Annotated in this window: 19 protein-coding genes; 13 read left to right on the forward strand and 6 right to left on the reverse strand. The window is 46.1% G+C overall.

Annotated features, from left to right (window positions below):
• The first annotated feature begins 1 nt into the window (after window position 1).
• Genes hisB through hisIE form a run of 5 tightly spaced genes read left to right on the forward strand, consistent with a single transcriptional unit; the run spans window position 2 to window position 3,794 of the window.
• A complete protein-coding gene (gene hisB, locus BN8899_RS13245; protein WP_065219788.1) occupies window positions 2–1,102 on the forward strand; it encodes a bifunctional histidinol-phosphatase/imidazoleglycerol-phosphate dehydratase HisB in 1,101 nt (366 codons plus the stop codon).
• Window positions 1,103–1,132: 30 nt separating this feature from the next.
• On the forward strand, window positions 1,133–1,717 hold the full coding sequence (hisH, locus tag BN8899_RS13250; RefSeq protein ID WP_065219789.1) for an imidazole glycerol phosphate synthase subunit HisH: 585 nt from the start codon (window positions 1,133–1,135) through the stop codon (window positions 1,715–1,717).
• A gap of 5 nt (window positions 1,718–1,722) precedes the next feature.
• Window positions 1,723–2,421: a 1-(5-phosphoribosyl)-5-[(5-phosphoribosylamino)methylideneamino]imidazole-4-carboxamide isomerase gene (gene hisA / locus BN8899_RS13255; protein WP_065220724.1), complete on the forward strand. Its 699-nt coding sequence runs from the start codon at window positions 1,723–1,725 to the stop codon at window positions 2,419–2,421.
• Between the two features lie 9 nt (window positions 2,422–2,430).
• Complete coding sequence (hisF, locus tag BN8899_RS13260) at window positions 2,431–3,183, forward strand: imidazole glycerol phosphate synthase subunit HisF (protein WP_026207380.1); 753 nt, start codon at window positions 2,431–2,433, stop codon at window positions 3,181–3,183.
• 11 nt (window positions 3,184–3,194) lie between these two features.
• A complete protein-coding gene (hisIE, locus tag BN8899_RS13265) occupies window positions 3,195–3,794 on the forward strand; it encodes a bifunctional phosphoribosyl-AMP cyclohydrolase/phosphoribosyl-ATP diphosphatase HisIE (protein WP_065219790.1) in 600 nt (199 codons plus the stop codon).
• 8 nt (window positions 3,795–3,802) lie between these two features.
• On the opposite strand, the gene BN8899_RS13270 is transcribed toward hisIE, so the two are convergent.
• Together BN8899_RS13270 and purE are read right to left on the reverse strand one after the other, a co-directional pair.
• Window positions 3,803–5,857, reverse strand: coding sequence for a helix-hairpin-helix domain-containing protein (locus BN8899_RS13270; protein WP_065219791.1), 2,055 nt, complete (start codon window positions 5,855–5,857; stop codon window positions 3,803–3,805).
• Between the two features lie 232 nt (window positions 5,858–6,089).
• Window positions 6,090–6,596: a 5-(carboxyamino)imidazole ribonucleotide mutase gene (purE, locus tag BN8899_RS13275; protein ID WP_065219792.1), complete on the reverse strand. Its 507-nt coding sequence runs from the start codon at window positions 6,594–6,596 to the stop codon at window positions 6,090–6,092.
• A gap of 104 nt (window positions 6,597–6,700) precedes the next feature.
• Here purE and BN8899_RS13280 point away from each other — a divergent pair, with 104 nt between their 5' ends.
• The 7 genes from BN8899_RS13280 to ubiE all read left to right on the forward strand — a co-directional run bounded on the left by BN8899_RS13280 (window position 6,701) and on the right by ubiE (window position 15,575).
• Entirely contained in the window at window positions 6,701–7,240 is a 540-nt protein-coding gene (locus BN8899_RS13280) for a phosphoribosyltransferase (protein ID WP_065220725.1), read from the forward strand.
• A gap of 79 nt (window positions 7,241–7,319) precedes the next feature.
• A complete protein-coding gene (gene obgE, locus BN8899_RS13285; protein WP_065219793.1) occupies window positions 7,320–8,321 on the forward strand; it encodes a GTPase ObgE in 1,002 nt (333 codons plus the stop codon).
• 177 nt (window positions 8,322–8,498) lie between these two features.
• Complete coding sequence (locus BN8899_RS13290; protein ID WP_065219794.1) at window positions 8,499–9,542, forward strand: DUF2776 family protein; 1,044 nt, start codon at window positions 8,499–8,501, stop codon at window positions 9,540–9,542.
• Between the two features lie 182 nt (window positions 9,543–9,724).
• A complete protein-coding gene (locus BN8899_RS13295) occupies window positions 9,725–11,668 on the forward strand; it encodes a DUF3857 domain-containing protein (RefSeq protein WP_187376905.1) in 1,944 nt (647 codons plus the stop codon).
• Window positions 11,665–13,539 (forward strand): DUF3857 domain-containing protein, encoded by a 1,875-nt coding sequence (locus tag BN8899_RS13300; protein WP_065219796.1) that lies wholly within the window; start codon window positions 11,665–11,667, stop codon window positions 13,537–13,539. Before BN8899_RS13295 ends, BN8899_RS13300 begins: the two co-directional genes overlap by 4 nt.
• Before the next feature lie 112 nt (window positions 13,540–13,651).
• Window positions 13,652–14,851, forward strand: a complete 1,200-nt coding sequence (locus BN8899_RS13305) for a hypothetical protein (protein ID WP_065219797.1) — start codon at window positions 13,652–13,654, stop codon at window positions 14,849–14,851.
• Between the two features lie 31 nt (window positions 14,852–14,882).
• Window positions 14,883–15,575, forward strand: coding sequence for a bifunctional demethylmenaquinone methyltransferase/2-methoxy-6-polyprenyl-1,4-benzoquinol methylase UbiE (gene ubiE / locus BN8899_RS13310; RefSeq protein ID WP_065220726.1), 693 nt, complete (start codon window positions 14,883–14,885; stop codon window positions 15,573–15,575).
• Window positions 15,576–15,607: 32 nt separating this feature from the next.
• Here ubiE and BN8899_RS13315 read toward each other — a convergent pair whose 3' ends face one another.
• The 3 genes from BN8899_RS13315 to BN8899_RS13325 form a co-directional block, all read right to left on the reverse strand.
• Window positions 15,608–16,897, reverse strand: coding sequence for an arginine deiminase (locus tag BN8899_RS13315; protein WP_065219798.1), 1,290 nt, complete (start codon window positions 16,895–16,897; stop codon window positions 15,608–15,610).
• A 742-nt stretch (window positions 16,898–17,639) separates the two neighbouring features.
• On the reverse strand, window positions 17,640–18,392 hold the full coding sequence (locus tag BN8899_RS13320; RefSeq protein WP_231932350.1) for a BT1926 family outer membrane beta-barrel protein: 753 nt from the start codon (window positions 18,390–18,392) through the stop codon (window positions 17,640–17,642).
• A gap of 62 nt (window positions 18,393–18,454) precedes the next feature.
• On the reverse strand, window positions 18,455–20,602 hold the full coding sequence (locus BN8899_RS13325; RefSeq protein ID WP_065219800.1) for a hypothetical protein: 2,148 nt from the start codon (window positions 20,600–20,602) through the stop codon (window positions 18,455–18,457).
• Window positions 20,603–20,789: 187 nt separating this feature from the next.
• Here BN8899_RS13325 and BN8899_RS13330 point away from each other — a divergent pair, with 187 nt between their 5' ends.
• On the forward strand, window positions 20,790–21,146 hold the full coding sequence (locus BN8899_RS13330) for a helix-turn-helix domain-containing protein (protein WP_065219801.1): 357 nt from the start codon (window positions 20,790–20,792) through the stop codon (window positions 21,144–21,146).
• A 349-nt stretch (window positions 21,147–21,495) separates the two neighbouring features.
• Here the strand turns inward: BN8899_RS13330 and BN8899_RS13335 are convergent, their stop codons facing one another.
• Window positions 21,496–23,982, reverse strand: a complete 2,487-nt coding sequence (locus tag BN8899_RS13335; protein ID WP_018337051.1) for an endonuclease MutS2 — start codon at window positions 23,980–23,982, stop codon at window positions 21,496–21,498.
• Between the last annotated feature and the right edge of the window lie 6 nt (window positions 23,983–23,988).

Raw genomic sequence — 23,988 nt, forward strand, 5'->3', positions numbered from 1 at the left:
TATGAAGAAGATATTATTTATAGACAGGGACGGGACAATAATAGAAGAACCGCCCGGTGATTTTCAAGTGGATAGTATGTCTAAACTGGCATTCGTGCCGGGAGTGATCGGGGCATTGCGGGAGTTGGCGAGGGATACGGATTATCGGTTGGTGATGGTGAGCAATCAGGATGGCTTGGGAACAGAGCGTTTTCCCGTGGAATCGTTTTTGCAGCCTCACGAGTTTATGTTACGGACGCTGGCGGGGGAAGGAGTGGTTTTTGACGAGGTGTTGATTGACGAGAGTATGCCGGAGGATGAATCTCCGCGGAGGAAGCCGGAGACGGGTATGGTTGAGAAGTATCTCGGTAAGGATTTGGACAGGGAACATTCTTACGTGATCGGTGATCGGTGGACGGATATGCAGTTGGCTGAAAATATGGGAATACGGGGAATTTATTTCGGCGAAAAGGCTCCCGAGGGGAAAACCGTGGCGTTTTCTTCCGTGTCATGGGGAAAGATAGCCCGTTATTTGAAAAAAGGATGCCGGCAGTCCGCGATGGAGAGAAAGACTGCGGAAACGGAGGTGAAGATTGCGCTTGATCTGAATGGTTCCGGGCAGGGGGATGTACGGACGGGCTTGGCTTTTTTCGATCATATGTTGGAACAGGTCGTGAGGCACGGGGGAATAGATATGGTTGTTGCCGTGAAGGGGGATTTGCAGGTTGACGAGCATCACACGATAGAGGATACTGCCATCGTGCTGGGGAATTGTTTTGCCGAGGCACTGGGGAGTAAGAAAGGTATCGGGCGATATGGTTTTGCTTTGCCTATGGACGAGGCGAAAGCCGAGGTGCTGCTTGATTTCGGGGGACGGTGTTGGTTGGAGTGGAACGCGGAGTTTGCCCGGGAGTATGTGGGTGATTTTCCGACGGAGATGACAAAGCATTTTTTTGCATCCTTCTGTCAAGGGGCAAAATGCAATCTTCACGTGACGGCGAAGGGCGAGAACACGCATCACACGATAGAGGCAATCTTCAAGGCATTCGGGCGCTGCTTGCGGATTGCCGTAGAGCAAGGAGAAGGAGGCGAGTTGCCGTCAACGAAAAACGTAATTGATTAGGTGATTTAGTGATTTACGATTAGGTTTGAAATGAAAAAGGTTGTTATAATAGAGTACGGGGCGGGGAATTTGTTTTCGGTGAAGACTGCCTTACGGAGATTGGGGTATGAGGCGGTGTGCAGTGCCGAGGCGGATGTCATACGGGGGGCGGATCGGGTGATTTTTCCGGGAGTGGGGCAAGCGGCGGCTGCCATGCGGCAGTTGAGAGCGGTGGGATTGGATACGGTGATTCCGTCTTTGCAGGTCCCGGTGTTGGGGATATGTTTGGGTATGCAGATGATGTGCGAGTCCTCGGAAGAAGGGGACACGGAAGGGCTGGGCATCTTTCCGTTGCGGGTGCGGGAATTCGGACGGGAGAGTAAGGTGCCACACATGGGATGGAATGAGATACACGGGTTGAAGGATTCGTTGTTCGCGGGCGTGGAGGGAGGAGAACGGGTTTATTTCGTTCACTCTTTTTATGTTCCGGTGTGCGAGGGCACGATAGCCACGTGTGATTATCAACGGGAGTTTAGTGCTGCCATTCGGAAAGATAATTTCTGGGGATGTCAGTTTCACCCGGAAAAGTCTGCCGGGGTTGGAATGCAAATACTTGAAAACTTTTTAAAATGGTGAATGATATGGAAAAGAAAATAACGGTTATCCCGGCAATAGATGTTATCGAGGGGAAGTGTGTGCGGTTGATGCAGGGGGATTACGAGAGCCGCAAGGTATATTATGACGACCCGTTGGAGGCGGCATTGCGTTTCGAGGCGGCGGGTATGGAGAGATTGCATCTCGTGGATTTGGACGGGGCGGCGGCTTCCCGGGTGATGAATGCCGGGGTGTTGGAAAGGATATGTAAACATACCCGGTTGCGAGTGGATTTTAGTGGCGGGATAAAGAGTGATGATGATATTTGCCGGGTATTCAATGCGGGAGCTTCATTCGTCTGTCTTGGGAGTATGGCACAGCAGGATCGGTGGAAAACGATGGAATGGTTGGAACGTTATGGGCGTGAACGAGTGATTGTCGGGGCGGATATCCGGAATAATAAGGTGTATATCAACGGGTGGAAACGGGAAACGGAAACGACGGTATTCGAGTTGGTCGAGTGGTATAGACCGATGTTAAAATACTTGATGTGTACGGATATCGAGCGGGATGGGATGTTGGCAGGAGTCGCATTGCCGTTGTACCGGGAGTTATTGGCTCGTTTCCCGGAATTGACATTGATCGCTTCCGGTGGTGTGAGTTCAAAGGAGGACGTGGAGGCTTTGGCTGAAATCGGGGTTGCAGAGGTGATCGTGGGAAAGGCTTTGTATGAATTTAAAATCTAAAATGTAATGGTGTTGGCAAAGAGAATAATACCTTGTCTGGATGTGAAGGACGGGAGAACGGTAAAAGGGGTGAATTTCGAGAATTTGCGGGATGCGGGGAATATCGTGGAGCTTGCCGGGCGCTATTCGGCAGAGGGGGCGGATGAATTGGTATTTTTGGATATAACGGCGAGTAGCGATAGGAGGCGAACGATGTTGGAGTGGGTGGAGGAGGTGGCACGGGAAGTGAATATCCCGTTTACCGTGGGAGGGGGAATAGCGTCGGAGAGGGATGTCGAGGCGTTGTTGCGGAGGGGAGCGGATAAGGTGTCCGTGAATTCGAGCGTGTTGGCGGAGCCGGGGTTGATTGATCGGTTGGCGGCGGCATTCGGACGGCAATGTGTGGTGGTGGCGATAGATGCCCGGCAAAGCGAGGGAGGCTGGCGGGTGTATAGCCATGGTGGTCGGGTAGAAACGGAACGGGAGCTTTTCTCGTGGGCTCGGGAGGTTGAAGATCGAGGTGCCGGGGAGATTCTGTTCACGTCGATGGATCACGACGGTACACACCGGGGATTTGCTTGTGATGCCGTAGCCCGGTTGGGGGAACTGGTGCGAGTGCCCGTGATTGCTTCCGGGGGGGCGGGGTGTATGGAAGATTTTTACGAGGCGTTTGTCCGGGGAAAGGCGGATGCCGTGCTGGCGGCGGGAGTATTCCATTTCGGGCAGATCGGGATACCGGAATTGAAATGTTATTTGAAAGAAAAAGGAATTGTAGTACGTTAAATATAAAAGAGATGATCGAGATAGAGAAATTGAAGTTTGATGCTGCCGGGTTGATCCCGGCGATCGTGCAGGACGCTAACACCCGGGTGGTGTTGATGCAGGGATACATGAATGCCGAGTCGGTTGCCGAAACGTTGCGATCGGGGAAGGTTTGCTTTTTCAGCCGTTCCCGCCAACGCTTGTGGACGAAAGGCGAGGAAAGCGGGAATTTTTTGTACGTGAAAGAGATACTTGCCGATTGTGATGCCGATTCGTTGCTGGTGAAAGTGGAACCTGCCGGACCCACTTGCCACACGGGAAGCGACACGTGCTGGGGGGAAGTGAACCGGGCGAGTGATTTCCTGCATTATTTGCAATGCTATTTGCAGAAGCGTAAAAATGATTCGCCGGAGGTGTCGTACACGGCACGATTGATAGGTCGAGGCATCAACAAAGTTGCGCAGAAGGTTGGTGAGGAAGCCGTTGAGTTGGTGATCGAGGCAAAAGATGATAATGAAGAATTGTTTTTGAACGAGGCGGCAGATTTGATGTATCACTATATTGTATTGCTTATCGCTAAAGGGTACACGTTGGAAGATGTGGAACGTGTTCTGGAAAAACGGCACAAGTAAGAGAGGGGCTAAATCTTGATTCTTATTTGGAAAGTAAGGTCGAATAGCTTGTTATCGTCCACTCGCGAGAGCGAGGAACTAATGAGCGTCTTGTCCGGGTAGTACGTGATGCCTGTTTTCAAGTAGAGCGTGATATTGCGATTTGGCTTCCAGTTGATATTCACGTAGGAACGGATTCCCCGGTCTTGATAGGCGGGGAAGGAATAGCCATAGAGGACGTTGTGTTCGTAGGCGTAGATGCGGGCATTATAACCGTCGGTGTCGAAATAGGCGAAACGGAATTGTGCTTTGAAGTTTTCTTTCAAGGACGTGTACGCGAAGTCTTGATAGACGAGGAATCCGGATTCTTTCTTTTCTTGTTTGGTGTAGCGGGCGTGAGTGGCTCTGCTTTGCAGTTTGAAATGACGGGGAAAGGTATAAATAAATTGAAGCCTGTATTCTTGTTTGACCCGTGTGACGGAAATGAGTTTTTCTGCCTTGTAGTCTTCGGGTTTGCCCTCGTGTTTGAAGCGAAAGTTACATTCCCAACGGGAATGGGAGTAAGTGAGTTCTCCGGCAAATTCATTTCCATTTCCGGGGAGGCTTGCTTGATAACGGGGAGCGAAGAAGCGGAAATAGTCGTAATAAGCATTTAATTTCAGATTCCGGAAAGGGGAGCTTTCAACACCCACGTACACGCCTTCCTCGTTTGAGGTATTGGAATATTCGGCAAACCCGCTGTTGTAGTGAGAGCGGAAACGCTTGTCGTAGCGGCGGTAAAGGATACATAGTGCTACCGGGAGGAACCCCGTGTAACGCAAGCCGTCGATCGTTGCCCACGAGCCATTGTCACTTCGTGCCGTTTCCCCGAACAGGAAGAAGTGGCGAACTCCCGTTTTATAGTCTATGCTGACGAGCGTGCGATGGCGTCCCGGGTCGTTGTATTGCTGGTAGGCGGCTTTCCCGATGGCGAGTGCCGGGGAAAAGTTGTAGTGTAGAACTTGTACTCCTGCCCGGAAATAACGATGATTGAAGCGGGTGGATAGTCCGGTAGTGAATTCTTTTAGCGTGTGTTTCTTCCCTAATTCCAGTGTGTTGCGGTGATAGCCGGTCTCGTAAAGCGTGGCTGTCTGTAAGGCTTCCGGGGTGAGGGTATCCGCATCGAGAAGGTTGCCGTCGGTCTTTTTGCAGGAAACAAAGATCTCTGTTATCATATCCTGCGAGGGGTGCAGGCTGATAGCACCTCCCCGGAGAAAACGGTTTTCGTCCGTGGAGAAGTAAGGCATGATGCCGTTGCCTGATTTTTCGTTGCTGAGCGAGGCTGACGATTTGCTGGAAGAGAATCCGCCCCAAGCGATTAGCCCTTGTCCCCATTGTATTTTATAGTCCCCGATACATATTCTTTGGATGATCTTGCCCGGCGTGAAACAGAGATGGGCGGAGAGAAAGTCGAATCCGGTTTTCTGTTTTTTCGTGAAATAATTCTCCCCGGCATCATTCTCCAGAGTAATGCCTCCTTGCCAACGGGTACCGGCATTCGTTTTGTATTTCAGTAGTGTACTCACGGGTGGTCCTTGAAAGCGATTACGCTTTTTCGTGAGGTAATCTTTTTCATAAAGGAAAGCATCCCGACTGTATCGCTTGTAGCCTGCCTGTTTGGGACGAGTTGTTTTGACACGGGCTAGTATTTCGTGGTGTAACCGTGGGAAACGGGTTGCTCCGGGAGTGTATGCCCCGATGCGGATAAAAGGTTTGATGTTCTCCAAATCCCTTGTACCGATGCCTGTAACTAATAGCACCTCGTTCGGGTGCATGAATGCACCATGCTTTTCCCTAAATTCCAGTAGGTTATCAATCTGAGCGTCTGATAGGAAAAAGAGCATTTTCAAGCTATCGAAAGGAGCCGAATTGATGTTTATAGGATGGGCAGCCAGATTCAGTAAAGTTGCCACGATGTCCTCGTAATAGCCTTCGGAAGCCTCCACGTCATTGTCTTGCAATAACTTCTCGATGTCCGTGATTTCCTGTGCGTGGAGGAAAAACGGGAATACAAGTAACACACCGAAAAGTAACGTTTTACACATCCTTTGAAATTTTCGTTATTAATGCACGACGGCAACTGTGTAGCTATGTTTTCAAAGATATATAATATTTGTAATATAAGTTGCCTTTTTATAAATTTTCTTTTATAAAATTAGTCCAGTATTTTTATAAGTCATAACTTATAAATGTGGGAAAAATGGATGTTTTATCAAGTATGACTTATATTTGAATATAAATGAAAGAAAGAAAAGGCTGCTCTCGCAGCCTTTTGAATCAATTCGTCTTGTAATCGTATTTTACTTTTGCCAATTCATTGTTGGCGTCAACGATTTTCTTTTTCAAGGATTCCTTGAAGTCAACGATTTTTGCTTTTAGCGAGTTGTCGCCCACGGCAAGGATTTGGGCTGCGAGGATTCCAGCGTTCATGGCTCCATTGATGGCTGTGGTGGCAACAGGGATGCCCGGAGGCATTTGTGCGATAGCCAGAAGTGCGTCCATGCCGTCGAGGGTGGCGTTGATAGGCACACCAATAACGGGAACGGGAGTCATGGCGGCGATTACACCTGGCAGGTGTGCAGCCATTCCGGCTCCGGCGATGATAACTTCAATGCCCCGGTTGCAGGCGCCTTTGGCGAACGTTTCCACTTCAGCCGGCGTGCGGTGAGCGGAGAGGGCGTTGATTTCAAAAGGTATGCAGAAGTCATTCAATACTTTTGCAGCTTTTTCCATAACGGGTAGATCAGAGGTGCTACCCATGATAATACTTACTTTTGGATCCATATTTTTACCGGATTTTAAATTCAAAGTTGTACTTTTGTGCAAAGTTAAATAAAAAAACGAATCCGGGGGACGAAAAGTCGTCAGTCGGGGGAAATATTTGTGATATGAAGAGAGTCAGGTTACGTGATCGGGAATTCCGTTTATTGATAGAGGCAGAGGTGATCGATCGGGAAATAGAGCGGGTCGCCAGACAGATGAACGAGGAGTTGGCGGGAGAATCACCTCTGTTTATAGGTGTCTTGAACGGGGCTTTTATGTTCGTGTCCGATCTGTTGAAACAGATCACCGTGGAAGGAACGGAAATCAGTTTCGTGAAGATCGCCTCGTATGATAAGCTCGTTTCCACGGGAAATGTGCAGAGTGTGATCGGGTTGAAAGAAGATATATCCGGGCGCACGGTGGTGATACTGGAAGATATGGTCGATACGGGAGAGTCGATGATATATTTGAAGCGAATGTTGGAGGAGAAACACCCGAAGCAGATAAAGATTGCTGCCATGTTCTACAAACCGGATGCGTTGCGGTATGATTTGACTCTTGATTATACGTGTATTGCCCTGGAGAAAGATTTCGTGATCGGGCGAGGCTTGGATTACGACGGTCTGGGACGTAATTTGCCGGACCTGTATACAATTGAAAATTGAAAATTGAAAATTGAAAATGACAGGGAAATGATGTCACTTTCAATTTGGAATCTAAAATTTAAAATCTAAAATTAATAAGATGGCATCAACGAACTTTGTCGATTACGTGAAAATTTTCTGTCGCAGTGGAGCCGGGGGACCGGGGTCAATGCATTTGCATCGGGATAAGCGTTCTGCTAAAGGAGGACCCGACGGGGGAAACGGTGGACGCGGAGGTCACGTGATTTTGCGGGGGAATCGTAATTACTGGACATTGATTCACCTGAAATTCCAACGCCACGTGTTTGCGGGGGATGGAGAGAGTGGAAGTGGAAATTTATGCACGGGAGCGGATGGCGAGGATATGATCGTGGATGTACCGCTCGGCACGGTGGCACGGGATGCCGACACGGGCGAAACGATCTGCGAGATCACGAGTGATGGAGAAATCGCGATTGCTGTGCAAGGGGGACGAGGTGGTCTTGGAAACTGGAATTTCCGTTCGGCAACTAATCAAACCCCTCGTTACGCGCAACCGGGAGAGCCTCGGGTGGAACGCTCGGTGATTCTGGAATTGAAAGTGCTTGCTGACGTGGGATTGGTGGGCTTCCCGAATGCAGGGAAATCTACTTTGTTGTCCGTGGTGTCTGCCGCGAAACCGGAAATTGCCAATTATCCGTTCACGACTTTGGTGCCGAACCTCGGAATCGTGAATTATCGGGACAACCGTTCTTTCGTGATGGCGGATATTCCCGGAATCATCGAGGGGGCACATCTCGGTAAAGGGTTGGGATTGCGTTTCCTGCGCCACATTGAGCGGAATTCGGTGTTGTTGTTTATGGTACCGTCGGATAGCAAGGATATTCACGAGGAATATCGTGTGTTACTGAACGAGTTGAAACAGTATAATCCCGAGTTATTAGATAAAAAGCGACTCTTGGCAATCACGAAATGTGATTATATCGACCGGGAATTGATGGCAGAAATGGAGCAAGACTTACCGGATATTCCTTATGTTTTCATTTCTTCCGTGACGGGAAGCGGGATCACGGAGTTGAAGGATATGCTGTGGAAGGTGCTGAATGAAGAAATTCGTGGCTAAGAGATTTTGTGATTGCCGATTCCATGATTTTGAGATATTTCAATCATCGAATCGGCAATCACCGGATCATTAGGTTTTTAAGACAGTCGCTGTCATCTTTTAATATCTTTTTGAAGGTTACGAGTAAACCGAATATGTAAAACGCCGTATATGCATAGGTATTAAAATGAATTACTTATGAATTACGGTATTAGTGTATTGTTTCGTTTAATTCCCTTGTTGATGGCATTGATTTGCTTCTTTTTCGGGGGGTATATTTTTGGCTATGGGAATGATGAAGCTCGTTGGGTGGCGGGACCGGTAGTATTTTCATTAGGAGTTCTTTGCTTGGCTCTATATGCCACAGCTGCCACGATTATTCGTCAATTGATCCACACGTACAATCCGGTGGTGAAGTATTTATTGCCCTGCATGGGGTATCTGTTCGCTTTAGGTACGATGATTTGGGGTATCACCCTGTTGAATATCGAGGAACCGCAGAATATGTTTGTACCGGGGCACGTGATATGCGGGGTGGCTTTGATTGCCGGTTGTATTTCGACGGCGGCAACTTCATCGACCAAGTTTACGTTGATTCCTGGAAATTCACATGGAACGAGTGATAAAATTAATCCGGCAGGTTTCTCTGCCACAACGGAATACACGCTGATTGGGATCACGGTTTTGTTTGCTCTCGTGGCGTGGGTATGGGCGATCGTGTTATTGTTCGGGGCGTCCGAGAGCGACCATCTGGTTGCGGGGAGCGTTATGGCTGGTTTGGCTTGTATCTGTACGAGTCTGATCGGTTTGGTTGCAAGTATCTCTCGTCAGATCAGGAATGATTACGGGGAAAAAGATAGAAGAAATTGGCCTAGATTGGTGTTTTTCATGGGAACTATCTGTATTGTAGGGGGGATTGTCGAGTTGTTGGCTACTGCGGCTCCCGTGAATACTACCGGTTTTATTTTGATTGGTCTTGGGCTGGTTTGTTTCAGTATTTCGAGTAAGATTCTTTTGTTGGCAAAGGTGTGGCGTCAGGAATGTAAGCTGGCGAACCGGATTCCATTGATTCCGGTGATGACAGCCTTGTTTGCCCTTTTCCTGGGAGCGTTCCTGTTCGAGGAGGCTTCGCTGGACAATGCTTTCTTTGTACCTTCCCGGGTACTGATAGGGTTGGGAGCGATCTGTTTCTCGCTGTTCTCTATTGTTAGTATTCTGGAAAGCGGTACTTCAAGCAAGTAACTATACTTTCGGAGGTTTTGATTTGAGTTTATATTTCGTATCGTGAGGACTCGCTGCAAAGAGTTCTCACGATTTTTTTGCGTGCGTGCAAAATGCGGTAAGCCGATATTTTTCAGGCGAATGTTTGAAAATTAGAATAAATTTAATATTTTTACGTCTGCTGCAAACTTAAATGAATGATTATGAAAAGGGAGATTCTAATTATTTTGTTTTTTCTTTTTGTATTCTCCGGGGTGGAGGCGGAGAAGATTAAATTTAAACCTATCACGAAAAAGGAATTGAATGTAGATAAATGTGATTTTTATCCGGAAGCGAAAGCCGTGATCCTGACGAAAGTGGGAGAGATTGATTTTCAGATGGATAAAAGCAGGCTGTTTTATCGTTATAGCGAAGGGGTGAGGATAAAAGTGTTGGATGACGACAAGAAAGATGTGGCTAACGTGAAGATCATGCTATATTCTCCCGAAAATAATCTGTCCGGACCACGGGAGAAAGTAAGTTATTTGAGCGGATTTACTTATAATCTGGAAAATGGTAATATAGTCAAGACGAAATTGGAGAAATCGAATATTTTTAGTAATCGTTTGAACGAGCATTGGGTGGAGATGAGTTTTGTATTGCCTAACGTGAAGAAAGGTTCCGTCGTTGAGTATAGTTTCATGAAAGAATCTTCTTATTTCACGAATTTGGAATCGTGGATATTCCAAGCGGATATTCCGACTTGTTACAATGAATTGACTTACACGATCCCGGAATATTTCTTCTTTCAGACCCGGATGCTGGGAAATATGCACGAGGTGGAACGCAAGGAAAGTTGGGTTTCCGATCTTATTGGGGACGAAACACTCCGGAGCCGCCGCACGAAGTTAATCGTGAAAGATCTTCCCCCGGTGGAGGACGAACCCTTCGTGAGTAACCCTTGTGATTTGCCTTTGCGGATGGAATTTCAATTGGTAAATATCGATATTCCGGGGCAGGTGATTCAGCAGATAGCCGGGTCATACGCGCAATTGAACAAGAAGTTACTGGAAAATGAATATTTCGGGAAAGCGGCAAACCGGGGTAATTTCCCGAAAGAGTTGTCGGAAAAAGTGGCGGGAATGGGTGATTTGGAAAAGGCGGATTATCTTTTTGAATGGATGAAGTCGACCGTTGCGTGGAACCGGAAATATGGTTTTATGCAATCGAAAACGTGGCGGGAATGCTTGCGGGATAAAGAAGGCGGGGTGGCAGATATTAATCTGGCGCTGACGTCATTGTTCCGTGCGCACGGGTTGGAGGCTGACCCGTTGATATTGAGCACCCGCGGGAACGGTACCGTGCACCCCACTTATCCGAGTTTTGAAGATTTTGATTATGTCGTTTCCGTGGTGAGAATTGGGGATGAATTATATTACGCGGATGCAACTGCCCGTGTTCCTTTCGGGTTGTTGCCACCGCGGTGTCTGAATGGGGATGGCTGGCTCGTTTCTGCCTCGGGAGGAAATATGATGCCCTTGAAAGGACACGGGGGGAATGTTTGCGCGGTGTATTCGACCTTTCAGGTGAAAGACGGAAAGATAGAAGTAGAGATACAGGCGCAAGACAAGGAGTACGCCGCGTTGGCGGTATCGGAAAGATATTTGAAGGAAGGGAAAGAAAAGTTTGAAGATAAATTGCGTGACCGGTACACGGAATGGAGTTTCTCGGATTTTAAATATGATGCAGACAGGGATCAAGTCAATCAACGATTTAAATTGGAAAGACCTTGCGGGGACGCAGATGTGTTGTATATACAACCTTTCTTGTATGGTTTGGCGTCGGAACCTCTTTTCAAACGGGATAATCGTTCCGCTATCGTGGATTTCCCGTTCCACAGCAGGGAAACGATTTCAGTGACGATACTTGTTCCCGAGGGATACGAACCCGAGCCGCTACCGGAAGGATTGGCTTTTTTATTGAGTAGCAAGGGGGCTTTATTTACTTTTCAGGCTTTGGAAGGTTCGGGACGTATCACCCTTACCGTGTCGTTCGTGATGAAAAAATTGATGTACACTCCCCGGGAATACCCGGAGTTAAAAACTTTCTTTGATGAATACGTTAAGTTAGCGAAAACTATGATTGTACTAAAAAAGAAACAGGGATGAGATTCGCGGTATCGGTTTTATGGCTTTTGTGTGTAAGCCTTTCTGCTATCGCGCAAAAGGAGTACGAGGGATTGAACGAGTACGTGATAAGCGACGTCATGCACTTCACGATATTGAATACGAAAGAATCCCGCCTGGAGCGTAAATACAAAGTTATGATATTGAATGATTTTGCGAAAGACTTGAATAAGATAACTTTGCATTACGATAAATTCACGAAGGTGGTGTCCTTGAAGGTGACGATAACGGGGCAGGACGGGAAAGTGATCCGGCGTTATAGTTTAAAGGATTGTCGTGATATGGTGGTTGATTACGCTTCCGTTTCTTCCGATTCGCGGGTAAAGTATCTGGACGTGGTGCACGGGCGTTATCCTTATATCTTGGATGTGGAGTACCGGATCGATGATAAAGGTTCTTTGTTTTATCCTGTCTGGAGCCCGATGGGCGACGAGAAGCAAGGGATAAAGAGTTCTACTTTCATCGTGTCCGACCCGCAGAACGTGGGATTCCGTTACCGGAACGGGAACGTGGAGGAACCCCGGAAAGAGGCGGAAGGGAATGGATTTCGTTATACATGGGACGTGCGGGATGTGAAATCTGTCACGATGGAACCTTTCAACGGGAACAAGGAGGACGTGTTGCCCGTGGTCTACCTGGCTCCCGTGAATTTCGAGATTGGCGGGTACAAGGGAAGCATGGAGAGTTGGGAGAAATACGGGATGTGGGCTTATATGCTTTGCACAGGAAAAGATGACCTGCGACCGGAGCAGGTGGCAGAAATTAAGAAGGAATGTGATGTCTTGCCCTCGGACAGGGATAAGGTGAGAGCCGTGTACCGCTATGTCCAGAAAAATACCCGTTACGTGAGTGTGCAGCTGGGTATCGGGGGATGGCAGCCGTTCGCCGCGTCACACGTGCATCAGAATAAGTTCGGGGATTGTAAAGCGTTATCCTTTTACACGTGTGCCTTGTTGAGGGCGGTGGGGATTCCGGCTTTTTACACGTTAATCCGTGCCGGTAGCGATATGGACGAGATACCGAAAGATTTTCCCACGTCACGTTTCAATCACGTGATCGTCACCGTGCCCCTTGAACGGGATACAATCTGGTTGGAATGTACCTCACAGTTTTCGCCCATGGGGTACATGGGCACGTTTACTTCCGACCGTTACGGTTTGTTGGTCGGGGAGGATGGCGGGCATCTGATACGTACCCGGAGGTACGGGGAAAATGATAACGTGCAGAAGACGAAGGTAGACGTGCGTCTGTTTGCTTCCGGGGATGCGGAGATGGATTTTTGTCGTGATTATTCGGGATTGGAGATCGAGAATGACGGTTTTGTACATTTATTAAATAAGTCGGAGGACGAAAAAAGGAAGTGGATACAGGATCACTCCGGTTTCGGGAATTTAGAGTTGAAGGATTACCGTTTTATGCCTCTGTCCGGGGATGAGGTGCCGCGGACGGGATACGAGATAAAGGGGCAACTTCGGGGATTTGCCACGATGTCGATGGGAAGATTGTTCCTGACTCCCTGCCGGTTCTCGAATATCGCGTATATCAAATTGACGGGGAAGGAACGTTTTTCCCCGATCATGGTGCGGTACCCTTATATTCAGGAGGATACCGTGCGGGTCACGATCCCCGAGGGGTATCGGGAGGAAGGGGGTATTGCCCCGCTATCTTTGGAAACCCCGTTTGGAGATTATCGGTTGGCGGTAAGGGTTCAAGGAGAGGAGATTTTCATCACGAGGCGGTTTTGTCTGAAAAAGGGTACTTACCCGAGAACGGACTACGATAAATTCAAGGATTTTATCACGAAGGTGCAATTGGCTGACCGCAGTCGGATGGTATTGGTTAAAAATGAATGAGTTTTTATGGGAAGGAGAATTTGAAAAACGGGATAAGTTTAATATATTTACTTCGTTATTGAGAGAATACGGCGGGGTGATATAAAGATCGGATCATTTTAAAAAAATCGGGATGAAAAGAATTGTTGTATGTGTTTTATTCCTCGCGTTGGGTGTCGGGATCAGTAAGGCTCAGCAAGCGGAAAACAAGGATTACGAGAAATTGAACCGGGAACTTCTGGAAACAGATCATTTCTGGAAGTTTATCAAACGGGGAAATTTTCCCACGGACATGACCTCTATCGTGATAGGACAGAACGTGTTGACACAGTTTATCACGATATTCCAGCATATTCAAGGAATATTGGTATGGGACGGTACTTACGGCATCCTGCCGACGAAGGATTTGCGGCAGACTTTGCAGGAAAAGGAGGGAAGTGTGGCGGATATTAATTTGATTCTATGCTCGTTGTTCCGGCAATGCGGGTTTGATGCTTTTCCTGTTATTCTGAACACGAGGGGAGAGGGGGAAATTCCCGCCCGGGAGCCGAAGTTCGGGGATTTCAATTATGTGGTGTGTATGGTAGAGGTGGAGGGATCGTTTCTCTTGTGCGATGCCACGGCAAGGACTCCTGTCGGGTTGCTGCCGGAGCGTTGCCTGAATCGGTTGGGCTGGCTCGTGAATGAAGAAGGGGGAAAGATGATTGACCTCACGAGTGTCGGGAAAGACCAAGTGCTTGTTTCGACGCTAATTAAAGTGAGCGGGAATAAAGTAAAACATAAAGTGGGAATCGTGGAGAAAGAGTATGCGGCGGTGCGGACTTTGGATAGGGTAGCCGAAATCGGTGAACTGGGACAGAAATCGGAAGTGAAATCACTTTTCCCGGGATGGAGTTTCACGAAATTCAAGTATGATGCAGCCTCCAATATTGTTTCTAAGGAATTTGCCCTGCAGAAGGAAACGGGCGATTCCCGGAAAGTGGAGGTACAACCTTTGTTGACGGAGGGAATATTGCATCCCGTGGCAGTGCCGGATTTCTCGGGGAAACGAGTGGTATTTCCGGTAAAGGTCGTCAGAAGCAGCCACGTGGAGATGGAAGTTCCCAAGGGATACGTTGCCGTGTTGCCGGAGGCAATAGAGATGCGAATCCATCAGAATGGTGCTTTGTTGCGTTTTCAAGCCATGGAAAACATGGGAAAGATTATTGTATCGTTCACGTTGACAATAGATAAGCAAGTGTATTTGCCGGAAGAGTACCGGGAGTTGAAGGCTTTCTTGCAAATGTTAGACAAGGTATATCGGGAGGTTATTGCATTCGAAGCTAAAAAATGATTATTTTCGCCTCGAAATAAATGTAGAGATCATGGCAAAGAAAGAAAAGGTACAGGAGATGTTCAACGGGATCGCTCCCAAGTATGATTTGTTGAATCACCTGTTATCTATGGGTATTGACAAACGTTGGCGAAAAAAGGCGATGAAAGTTGTCGGTGCCGGGCGTAAAGATCTCGTGCTGGATATTGCTTGCGGTACGGGTGATTTTTCAATCGAGGCGTTGAAGCATGGCGTGAAACGGGTTATCGGTGCGGATATTTCCGAGAATATGCTAGTAGTTGCCCGGGAAAAAGCAAAGAATAAAGGATTGGAAGACCGATTGGATTTCCAGTACGGGGACAGCGAGAACCTGACGTTCGGGAATGGTACGTTTGATGCCGTGACCGTCGCTTTCGGGGTTCGTAATTTCGAACATCTGGAACGGGGGCTGACGGAGATGTTCCGGGTGTTGCGGCCGGGTGGGAAGGTGGTTATCCTGGAATTTTCCACGCCGGAGCGTTTCCCGATGAAGCAGTTATACAATTTTTATTTCAAGCATATCCTACCCTTCGTGGGAGGAATCATTTCCGGCAACCGTAAGGCGTACGAGTATTTGCCTGCCTCGGTTTTTGCTTTTCCCCAAGGCGAGAGATTCTTGGAAATCATGCGTCGTGCCGGTTACGCGAAGGTTTCCCAGCAACGGCTGACGTTCGGGATTGCCAGTTTGTATACCGGGGAAAAATAAGAAAGCCTCCGGAACGGAGGCTTTCTTATTTTTTACCATTCGACTTCATCCCGGTTGATGGGCATGGTCATGCATCTGGCACCGCCACCTCCGCGGGGGAGTTCGGAACCTTCGATGGTGAGCATGTATTTATCGTAATTTTTCAAGTCTACTTTATTGCTGATGACGTCGCACGCGCGGATGATTTCAAATCCGGCGTTATTCATTGCTTCCACGGTATAGTTGTTGCGGGCGTACCCGATCACTTTACCCGGGGCAACGCAGAAGAAGTTTGCACCGCTGTGCCATTGTTCCCGTTCCATGTTCCATGTTTCGTCCTCGCCACCACAATACACGGGTTCCAAGTCCATGCCCAATTTCTTCAAGGCGTGCAACAACGTCTTTTCTCTGCGAATGCTGATGAGTTTTCCGTGTTGTATCTTGATATGCACGGTCTGGTAATTGCCCGGGCTCATGATTAAGGGCTCGTAGACCATACATTTGTCTTTATCTAGGAAGGTGAACACCATATCCAGGTGGATGAACGATTCCGGTGAATGAGGTAACTCCTGTACTAGGATATGTTGTACTTTATCCTCGTTCCGTTTGATGAAATTGTACATCAATGCGTCAATACCACGGGTAGAGGTACGAACCCCGTTCCCAATAACCAGAATATCGTCACGGGCGATCAATACGTCACCACCCTCGACGGTTAATTTGCGGGTGGGGTCGTTTGTCGTGTTTAAATTGAGAGTTTTGGTTTTGAACCCGGGGGTAAAGTCGAAGATAGACTGCATAATCACGGCTTCACGATCGCGTACGGCATTTGCCATGCGACCGATGAGTACCTCGTTGTACATACTCATGGAGGCGTCGCGGGTGAAGAAGAAATTGTGCAACGGGCGCAAGTCATACCAGTCTTTGTTCAAGAATTTGGTCAACGTGTCGCGTTTCATTTCTACCCCTTCAATTAGCAGACGAGCCAAATCTTCTGCATCTTCATCCAATAGTTGATCTTTGATTGATCCTTTGGGAGTTTGTTCCGCGATAAAAGGTTCTATTTTTTCGATGCGATTGAGCACTTCCAGCTTGGTCGCGTCGTTCTTTAAAATGTTCGTCAGGAGGTCTTTTACTTGGTAGGTATTCGTGATCTTACCCAGCACCTCACTGAGTTGCTTGTATTCTTTTCGTGCAATAGATAAATTTAAAATGTCGCTATAGAGTGCCCTCTCAGCGTTTTCGGGAGTCATGTTTTCTACCTCCTCGCCTGGTGTATGGAGAATAACTCCATTCAGTTTTCCGATTTCGGATTGAACATTTACCTCAATAATCTTAGACATAAATTGGTTTTTTTGATTACCCTGCAAAAATACGACATAAAGAATGATAAACCTTATAAATCACCACTATAATTATGCAAAAGCGGAAAATAATTATGCACGATTAGAATATTTAACCATACAAATCAAATGGAATATATAATCTTGTAAGTTGACACGTTCATATTACTTTCCTTGCAAACTCTTTTTAAAAACCTTCCCGAAGGTCTTTGAAAGGAGTTTGAAAGGAGTTTGTTCCCTATCTTCACCGTGTCTTTAGCGGAAATTCATGGGGAATCTTCCATCTGAAGACTAGCACAAACGTCTTAAAGTATAAAATGACCTTAAAAGGAGAAAGGAATACGCTTGGTATTCCTTTCAATATCTCGAAGAGTTGTCCGGCCTCTCCGAGCTGGTTGCTTCTTTCAATATCTTAAAATTATGAAGTTCTCTTCCTATATCACACTCTAGAAAGGGATCTATACATAATATGATTCATAGACTAGGCTAAACACTCGTACGGTGCAAAACTATGATATTTAATTTAGAAATACAAATAATAGACCGTTTTTTATAAATGGGAGATTTATTTTTGCTTAAGAGTTTCCTCGATTCGTGAAGTATAGTTTTTGTTACCGGTTTAGAGCCCGATTGTTGCTATTTTCCTAATGGCGTTTTTTTATGAAAAGAGAGAGGATGCCAAAGCATCCTCTACTTCTCCCGGGATAGAATCCCGTACGTTCTGGTTGCAAAATATGATTTATTAAAATTTAAATCCTATTTTCAGCATTGGGTTGGACAAAAAGTCGATCCCATGCCTGTCAGAAGACAGTAATTTCAGTCCGACTTGAGGGCGGATATTGTATACCGAGTAGTCGTAAGCCAGCGGGCGTATTTCGATTGAAATGAAAAATGCTTTTGAAACGAAATAATCGAAACCGGTCACTCCTGCCACCCGGTAACCGAACGCTTCCCCGATGGATTTGCCCAAGTAAGATTCGTCATCGGCTTTTGCCTCTTGTTTCCCGTAGGAGAATCCGAATTCTCCCCCGTAACGGAAAAATAACTTGTTGTATTTTGTTTTCACGTACCGTTCCGCTCCTAGAATCACGGAATACTTCATATTATCTTTCGAGGTGACGAATTTGTAATCTGGGATATCTCCTTCTTCAAATTTCCCCTCGGTACTGCTACCGGGAACTGCTTTGTACTCGGGATTGTGCTTGAACGAGAATCCTCCCATCGCTTTTAATGCCCATTTCTCCGCGAACATCCATTTGAACTCGAAGTTCAGGGATAATTGTTTGTCAAACCAACTGGTTTGAGGGGCGGAGATATTGTAGCTGCTTAAATCCGGTGCCGGGGCTTCCATGCCGACAAAAGAACCCACGCCCAAGTTCAAGGAAACCGCCTTGTCGCCTTTCTTCGGGGTGAAGTTCTCCTGCTTCTCTTGTGCGGTCGCCAGCAGTACCGAACCCGTCATGATAATAGCAAATGTCAATACTCTTTTAAACATATTAAAGTTGTGTTTGGTTTTCATCGGGCGTAAAGCGCCCGATGAAAAATGTTATAATTCACTTATTCAGTTGCTTGTTGAGCTTCGATAAGTTTTTGAATTTGTTCGATTTCAGCCTGTTTTCCTTCAATGGCTATTTTTAAATTTGCGATCTCTTTTTTAATTTCTTCTATGATTTCTAAGTAGTAAATATTTAATTCAATTTCTTGTTCTTCAGGAGTTAATTCGTTGAATGCAGCCAGTTTTTCGTTTGCTTCTTTAAGAGAAGCTTCATCATCTGCAATAGCTTCCTTTAGATTTTTAATTTCAGTATTTAGCTCTTCAAGTTCCCCATTTACACCGAATTCATACATCTGGATTTTTTTAGTGATTTCCTCATGCTTGCTTTCAGCTTCTTCTTTAGCTGTTTTGGCTATAGTGTAGTTGCATTCGGCAATAGCTTCTCGTGCGGCAATAACAGGTTCTTTAGCTTCCTCAACGGCAGCTATTTTTGCATCAACTTCTTTTTGAGCTGCAGCGACTAAGGCTTCGTGATCCGTTGTTGCTTCCGTGTATAACTCGTTAAGGTCGTTGTATTGCTCAATAGCTCTTTCATGTGCAACTTTTGCATCGTATTGAGCTATCCAATACTGACCCATTCCTTCTACAATACCGTTGGTCAAACGATCTAATCTATTTACTAAACCTTCTACTTTTGCACCATCACCATTGAGCGTAATATTTAGACCAATCAATTCTTTATCAATAGCGGTATTACGATCATTGAGTTTTTTGTTAGCTTCGTTCATTGCCTTGACGATTGATTTTTGTGCATCAAGTTTCTCTTTTGCAGTTTTGGTAGCTTCTGCTTTGGTTGTACACAATCCTTTTTGCACTTCAATTTCAAGTTCTTTATTTGCGTATGCCGGAGTGCCGCTTGTTAATCCTTTGAGTTCATCTTGGAGTTTTTTAAGTAGATTGTCTGCTTCTGTTTGTTCTGCCTCTGCTTTGTCAAAGATGCTTTGTAAGCCGTTATTATTTGTTCCGTCAATTAATCCTTGTGCTTTATCAAGTTTGATAGTGTTCTCTTGGATTGTTTTATTGTTTTTCTCTAATTCGTTGTTAAGCGGAGTGTATTTCTCTAAAGTTTTGAATTTGGCTTCTTCAACGCTGGCGATTATTTTGGTACTATCCTCCAGTGCTTTTGTCGCTTCGTTTAACGCTTCAAGTTTATTTTCAATCTCGGCTGCATGTTTTTCGATGTCTTTTTCTACAGCCAAGTAAGATTGTGGAACGGCACTATATCCTTTTGCTTTTAATGCTTTAATTGCGTCATCGGAGTTTGCATTTGTAGCTTCATCTAAAGCAGCTTTGGCATCTTTTAATTCTTTGTTTGCTTTACGAAGCGGTTTTTTCACTTCAGCCAAATTGTTTTTTAATTCCACATATTTGTCATAGTTTTCGATCATTTTAGCGTTTTCAGCATCGATCGTACTTATCAACTCGGGTAATTTGTCTTTAAGTTCTTTGATTTTAGCACTAGCAGCCTCGTAGCTTAAACCTCCAATTGCTTCAGCTTCTTTTAGCTCTTCTTTGCTCTTGGCTATTTTTTTCTCTAGCTCGTCAATATCAGCAATGAATTTATCATAAACCTTCTCATTAACTTCATTTTCCTTGTTCCAAATTTTTTCGTTTAGTTCTAGAACTTTACCATTTAAGCCAGCTAACTCATCAATGGCGGTAGCGTATTCTTTGTATAATTTTCTAAGAGCGGGATTCAAATCTAAGTCTGCTTGTAACTCAGCCAGTTTCTTTTGTAATTTGATTTTTTCAACGTCATTTTTTAATACAGCTAACTCGTATGCAAGTTGAGCCTGCCTCATTTCATCTTCAAACCGTTCGTTAGCCATTTCCATTTCCGCTTTTATTTTTTCTGCTTTTGCTTTTAATACAGCGGCTTCCCCTTCATCCTTTGCGGCTTGTGCTTCTGCCAATAAACGTTCGATTTCAATACGCGCAGCCTCGTTTTTGGCGTCGTTTTCCGCTTTTAGTTTCTCCGTTTCGGCTAAGATTTTTTGTGCTTCGCCTTGTGCTTTCATCATATCGGCTTGAGCTTGCAACCATGCAGTTTTTGCCGTACGAATTTGTTCTACTGCTGCAGATTCTTTGTTGTCCACGCAAGAGAACATAACCATAGTTATTAAAACAACTAGTAAACCAATTTTTCTCATAACACTTTTTTTATTAAACATTGAATAATTCTATAGTTCATTTACTACATTAACAAACGATGTGTTGTACTTTTGCCACAAAAGTATGGTATATAATTTACAATTACAAATTATATTCTACATTTTTGTTGGAGTATCTTGTGTTTTTTAAATTTTTTGTCAACAGAATTCTCGTAATTTTGTTTCCATGAAATTAGATATAGGAGAGATAATAAGGCAAGAATTCGAGAAAAGTGGTTTGAGTACCAGTCAGTTCGCTCGTATGATTAATAAAGAGAGGACGTTGGTGTATAATCTTTTTAAGCGTCAATATATTGATACAGATTTGTTGTTTCAGATTTGCATGGTGTTGAATGTCGATCTGTTTCGTTTGTTCTCGGAGAAGTTGAGGGAGGAGAATAAAGTTATCGGGGCATGTTACGCAGATGAAGTAAAAGGAGGAACGGTAAAACGGAAAATCATGTTGGAGATGGAAGTGGATGATGTGGAATATGACCGGCTCATACAGAAGATGTTTGAAAAGAAAAAAGGGGGCAATCACTGATTCGTTTGGTAAAAATTGTTTGTATTCCAGAGGTTATTGCGGATAAACAAGGGCGTTTTATGCGAATTCAGAATAAGAGACCGGATTAAAATGTATTGACTGCTCCGGGTATCGCCTTAAACCTTTGCTTCCCCCGTGAGCTACCGTTACTTTATGGCATGAACCATATATGCTCGAAGCACCAACGTAGCATGAACGTCAACCGTCGATTTTGCTACGTTCATGATTTGTTTATGATTCGTTCATGAGGTAAGGAAGCCATAGACCGAGGGTTGATCGGCAGAGGAGTTGCCCGAGAGAAATTACCAACTTTTATAGAACTTTTTCTTATCTCGAACTCGCATAATGTTTAGATGTCAAGTTTGACTACCGTGATTCCTGCCCCTCCCATCTGCACGTGTTCGTCGCCGCAATGACCGACCACGGGGTTCGCGTTCAAGTAATCCCGGATGATCTGGCGGAGGATTCCCGTGCCCGTGCCGTGGAGAATGCGTAGGTCTTTCATGTTAAGCATGACAGCCGTGTCAATGAATTCTGCCACTTTCATGAGAGCCTCGTCACCCCGCAGACCGCGGACATCGATTTCCGGCTTGAAGTTCATACGTTTTTGGCTGATATTTTCCAGGTAAGGCGAGGAACTTCGTTGCGGTTTGTTTTGCATGGCTTTTTTCGCCATGCTGCTGGAAACTTTCGTCAAGCGTTCGATCTTCACGTTTGTCATTAGCCCGCCCAAGGCGATTACGGCACTCTTCTCGTTGAGCTCGATGATTTCGCCGATGGCTTTATTGTCCAGTTGCACGAGATCTCCTTTGCTGAAGGTGGGAGTTTTCGGGGATTGCTGCTCTTGTTCCGAAAGTTCGGTACGCGTGCGTTGACCTCGTTCCTGCCGTTTCTTTTCCCGTTTTTTCAGTTTCTCTATTTTCTTTTGCAGGCGTTCTTCTTTGCCTTGCTCGTCTGCCAGCAGGCGTCGTTTGTCTTCTTCGAAAGCGGCTTTGGCAAGTTTTGTCTGTTCTTTTTCCGCTTGACTTTCTTTGATTTCCCGTATGGTTCTCTCGATCGAACTATTGGCGCCGGAGATGATCTCTTTTGCTTTTTCCTGTGCCTCTTTGATGATTTCTTTCCTTAACTTGGAGGCATCGTCCAGTTCTTTCTTGTAGCGTTCGAGTACTTCTTCAAGGCGTTTCTCGTTGTCGTGAATGCGTTTCCGCTTTTCTTCCCAGTAACGTTTGTCCCGGAGTATCTCTTTCAAATGTTTGTCGAAATTTACCCGGTCTTCCCCGATCTTGCTGGCGGCATCGTCCAGTATCTCTTTCGGAAGGCCGATTTTCTTGGCGATCTCGAAGGCGAAGGAGGAACCCGGTTTCCCGATTTCCAGCTGGAACAAGGGGAGCATCTGATGGGAATCGTACAGCATGGCGCCGTTCACTATGCCTGGCGCGGATGAAGCGAAATGTTTCAAGTTCGTGTAGTGGGTCGTGATGACTCCTTTCACGTTATTTTGGTTCAAGGCGTTCAAGATAGCTTCCGCTATGGCTCCTCCCAACATGGGTTCCGTTCCTGTGCCGAATTCGTCGATTAGGATTAAGGTATCGTCCGAGGCGTAACGCACGAAGTTTTTCATGTTGAGCAGGTGTGAACTGTAAGTACTCAAGTCGTTCTCGAGAGATTGTTCGTCACCCATGTCGATGAGTATCTTCCGGAAAATGCCGAATTTACTCGATTCCTCTACCGGCACGGGGATGCCGCACTGGAACATATATTGTAATAGTCCGGCGGTTTGCAGGCAAACGGATTTTCCCCCGGCGTTAGGTCCGGAGATCAGCACGATACGTTGATCCTCGTTGATTTCCATATCCAGAGGTATGACTTCTTTGCCGTTTGCCTTTAAACTAAGGTATAGAAGCGGGTGTTTTGCCTTGAACCATAGCATCTCGGGACGGTCTTCAAAAACGGGAACAATGGCATTCACCCGAAGCGCGAATAAGGCTTTGGAACGCACGAAGTCCACGAAAGCCATGAAGTCGTAAGCCGGGATCAAGTCGTCGATATAAGGGCGCAGGTCATCGGCAAACTGGCGGAGAATACGGGTGATTTCCCGCTTTTCTTCCAGTTGCAATTCCCGGATTTCATTGTTCGTTTCAATAATTTCCGCGGGTTCGATGAATGAGGTTTTCCCGGTCATCGATTCATCGTGCACGATACCGTTTATTTTCCGCTTGAAAGCCGAGGGGACGGGGATTACCATTCTGCCGTCGCGGATGGAGATGTTCGTGTCCTTGTCCGCCCAGCCTTCTTCCTGTGCCTTTTGCAGCAAGGATTGCATACGGCGGGATATGCCGGATTGTTTTTTCACGATGCTGTGCCGTATATTTCCCAGGGCGGGGGAGGCGGAGTCTTTTATCGTGCCGAACTTGGACACGATGGCATCCAGGCGTTGCAGGATGTAAGGAAATACCCGAATATCTCCGGTACGTGCTACCAGATGGGGGTATTGTTCCTGTTTGTTGTTGAAGAAACGGGTGATGGCGTTCAACGATTCCAGAGAGTTTTTCAGAATAACCAGTTCGTTCACTTCAAGGAATAATCCTTCCACTCTTATCCGTGCCAGAAAAGGGCGGGCGTCGTGGTAGTAAGATACCGGGAAGTCGTCTTCTTCCTGGCAGATGCGCATGAATTCAGCCGTTTCGGCTAACGCGGTGCGTATCCATTCCGCGTTGAATGAAAAAGCGATATCGTTTACCAGCTCGCGTCCCATGTCGCTTAGGCTGTTGCCACTGATAAGCTGTCTTATTTTATCGAATTTTATTTTTGTCTCAAAATTTTCGGGATAAATCATAATAAT

The sequence above is a fragment of the Butyricimonas sp. Marseille-P2440 genome, assembly GCF_900091675.1.
Lineage (GTDB): Bacteria > Bacteroidota > Bacteroidia > Bacteroidales > Marinifilaceae > Butyricimonas > Butyricimonas synergistica.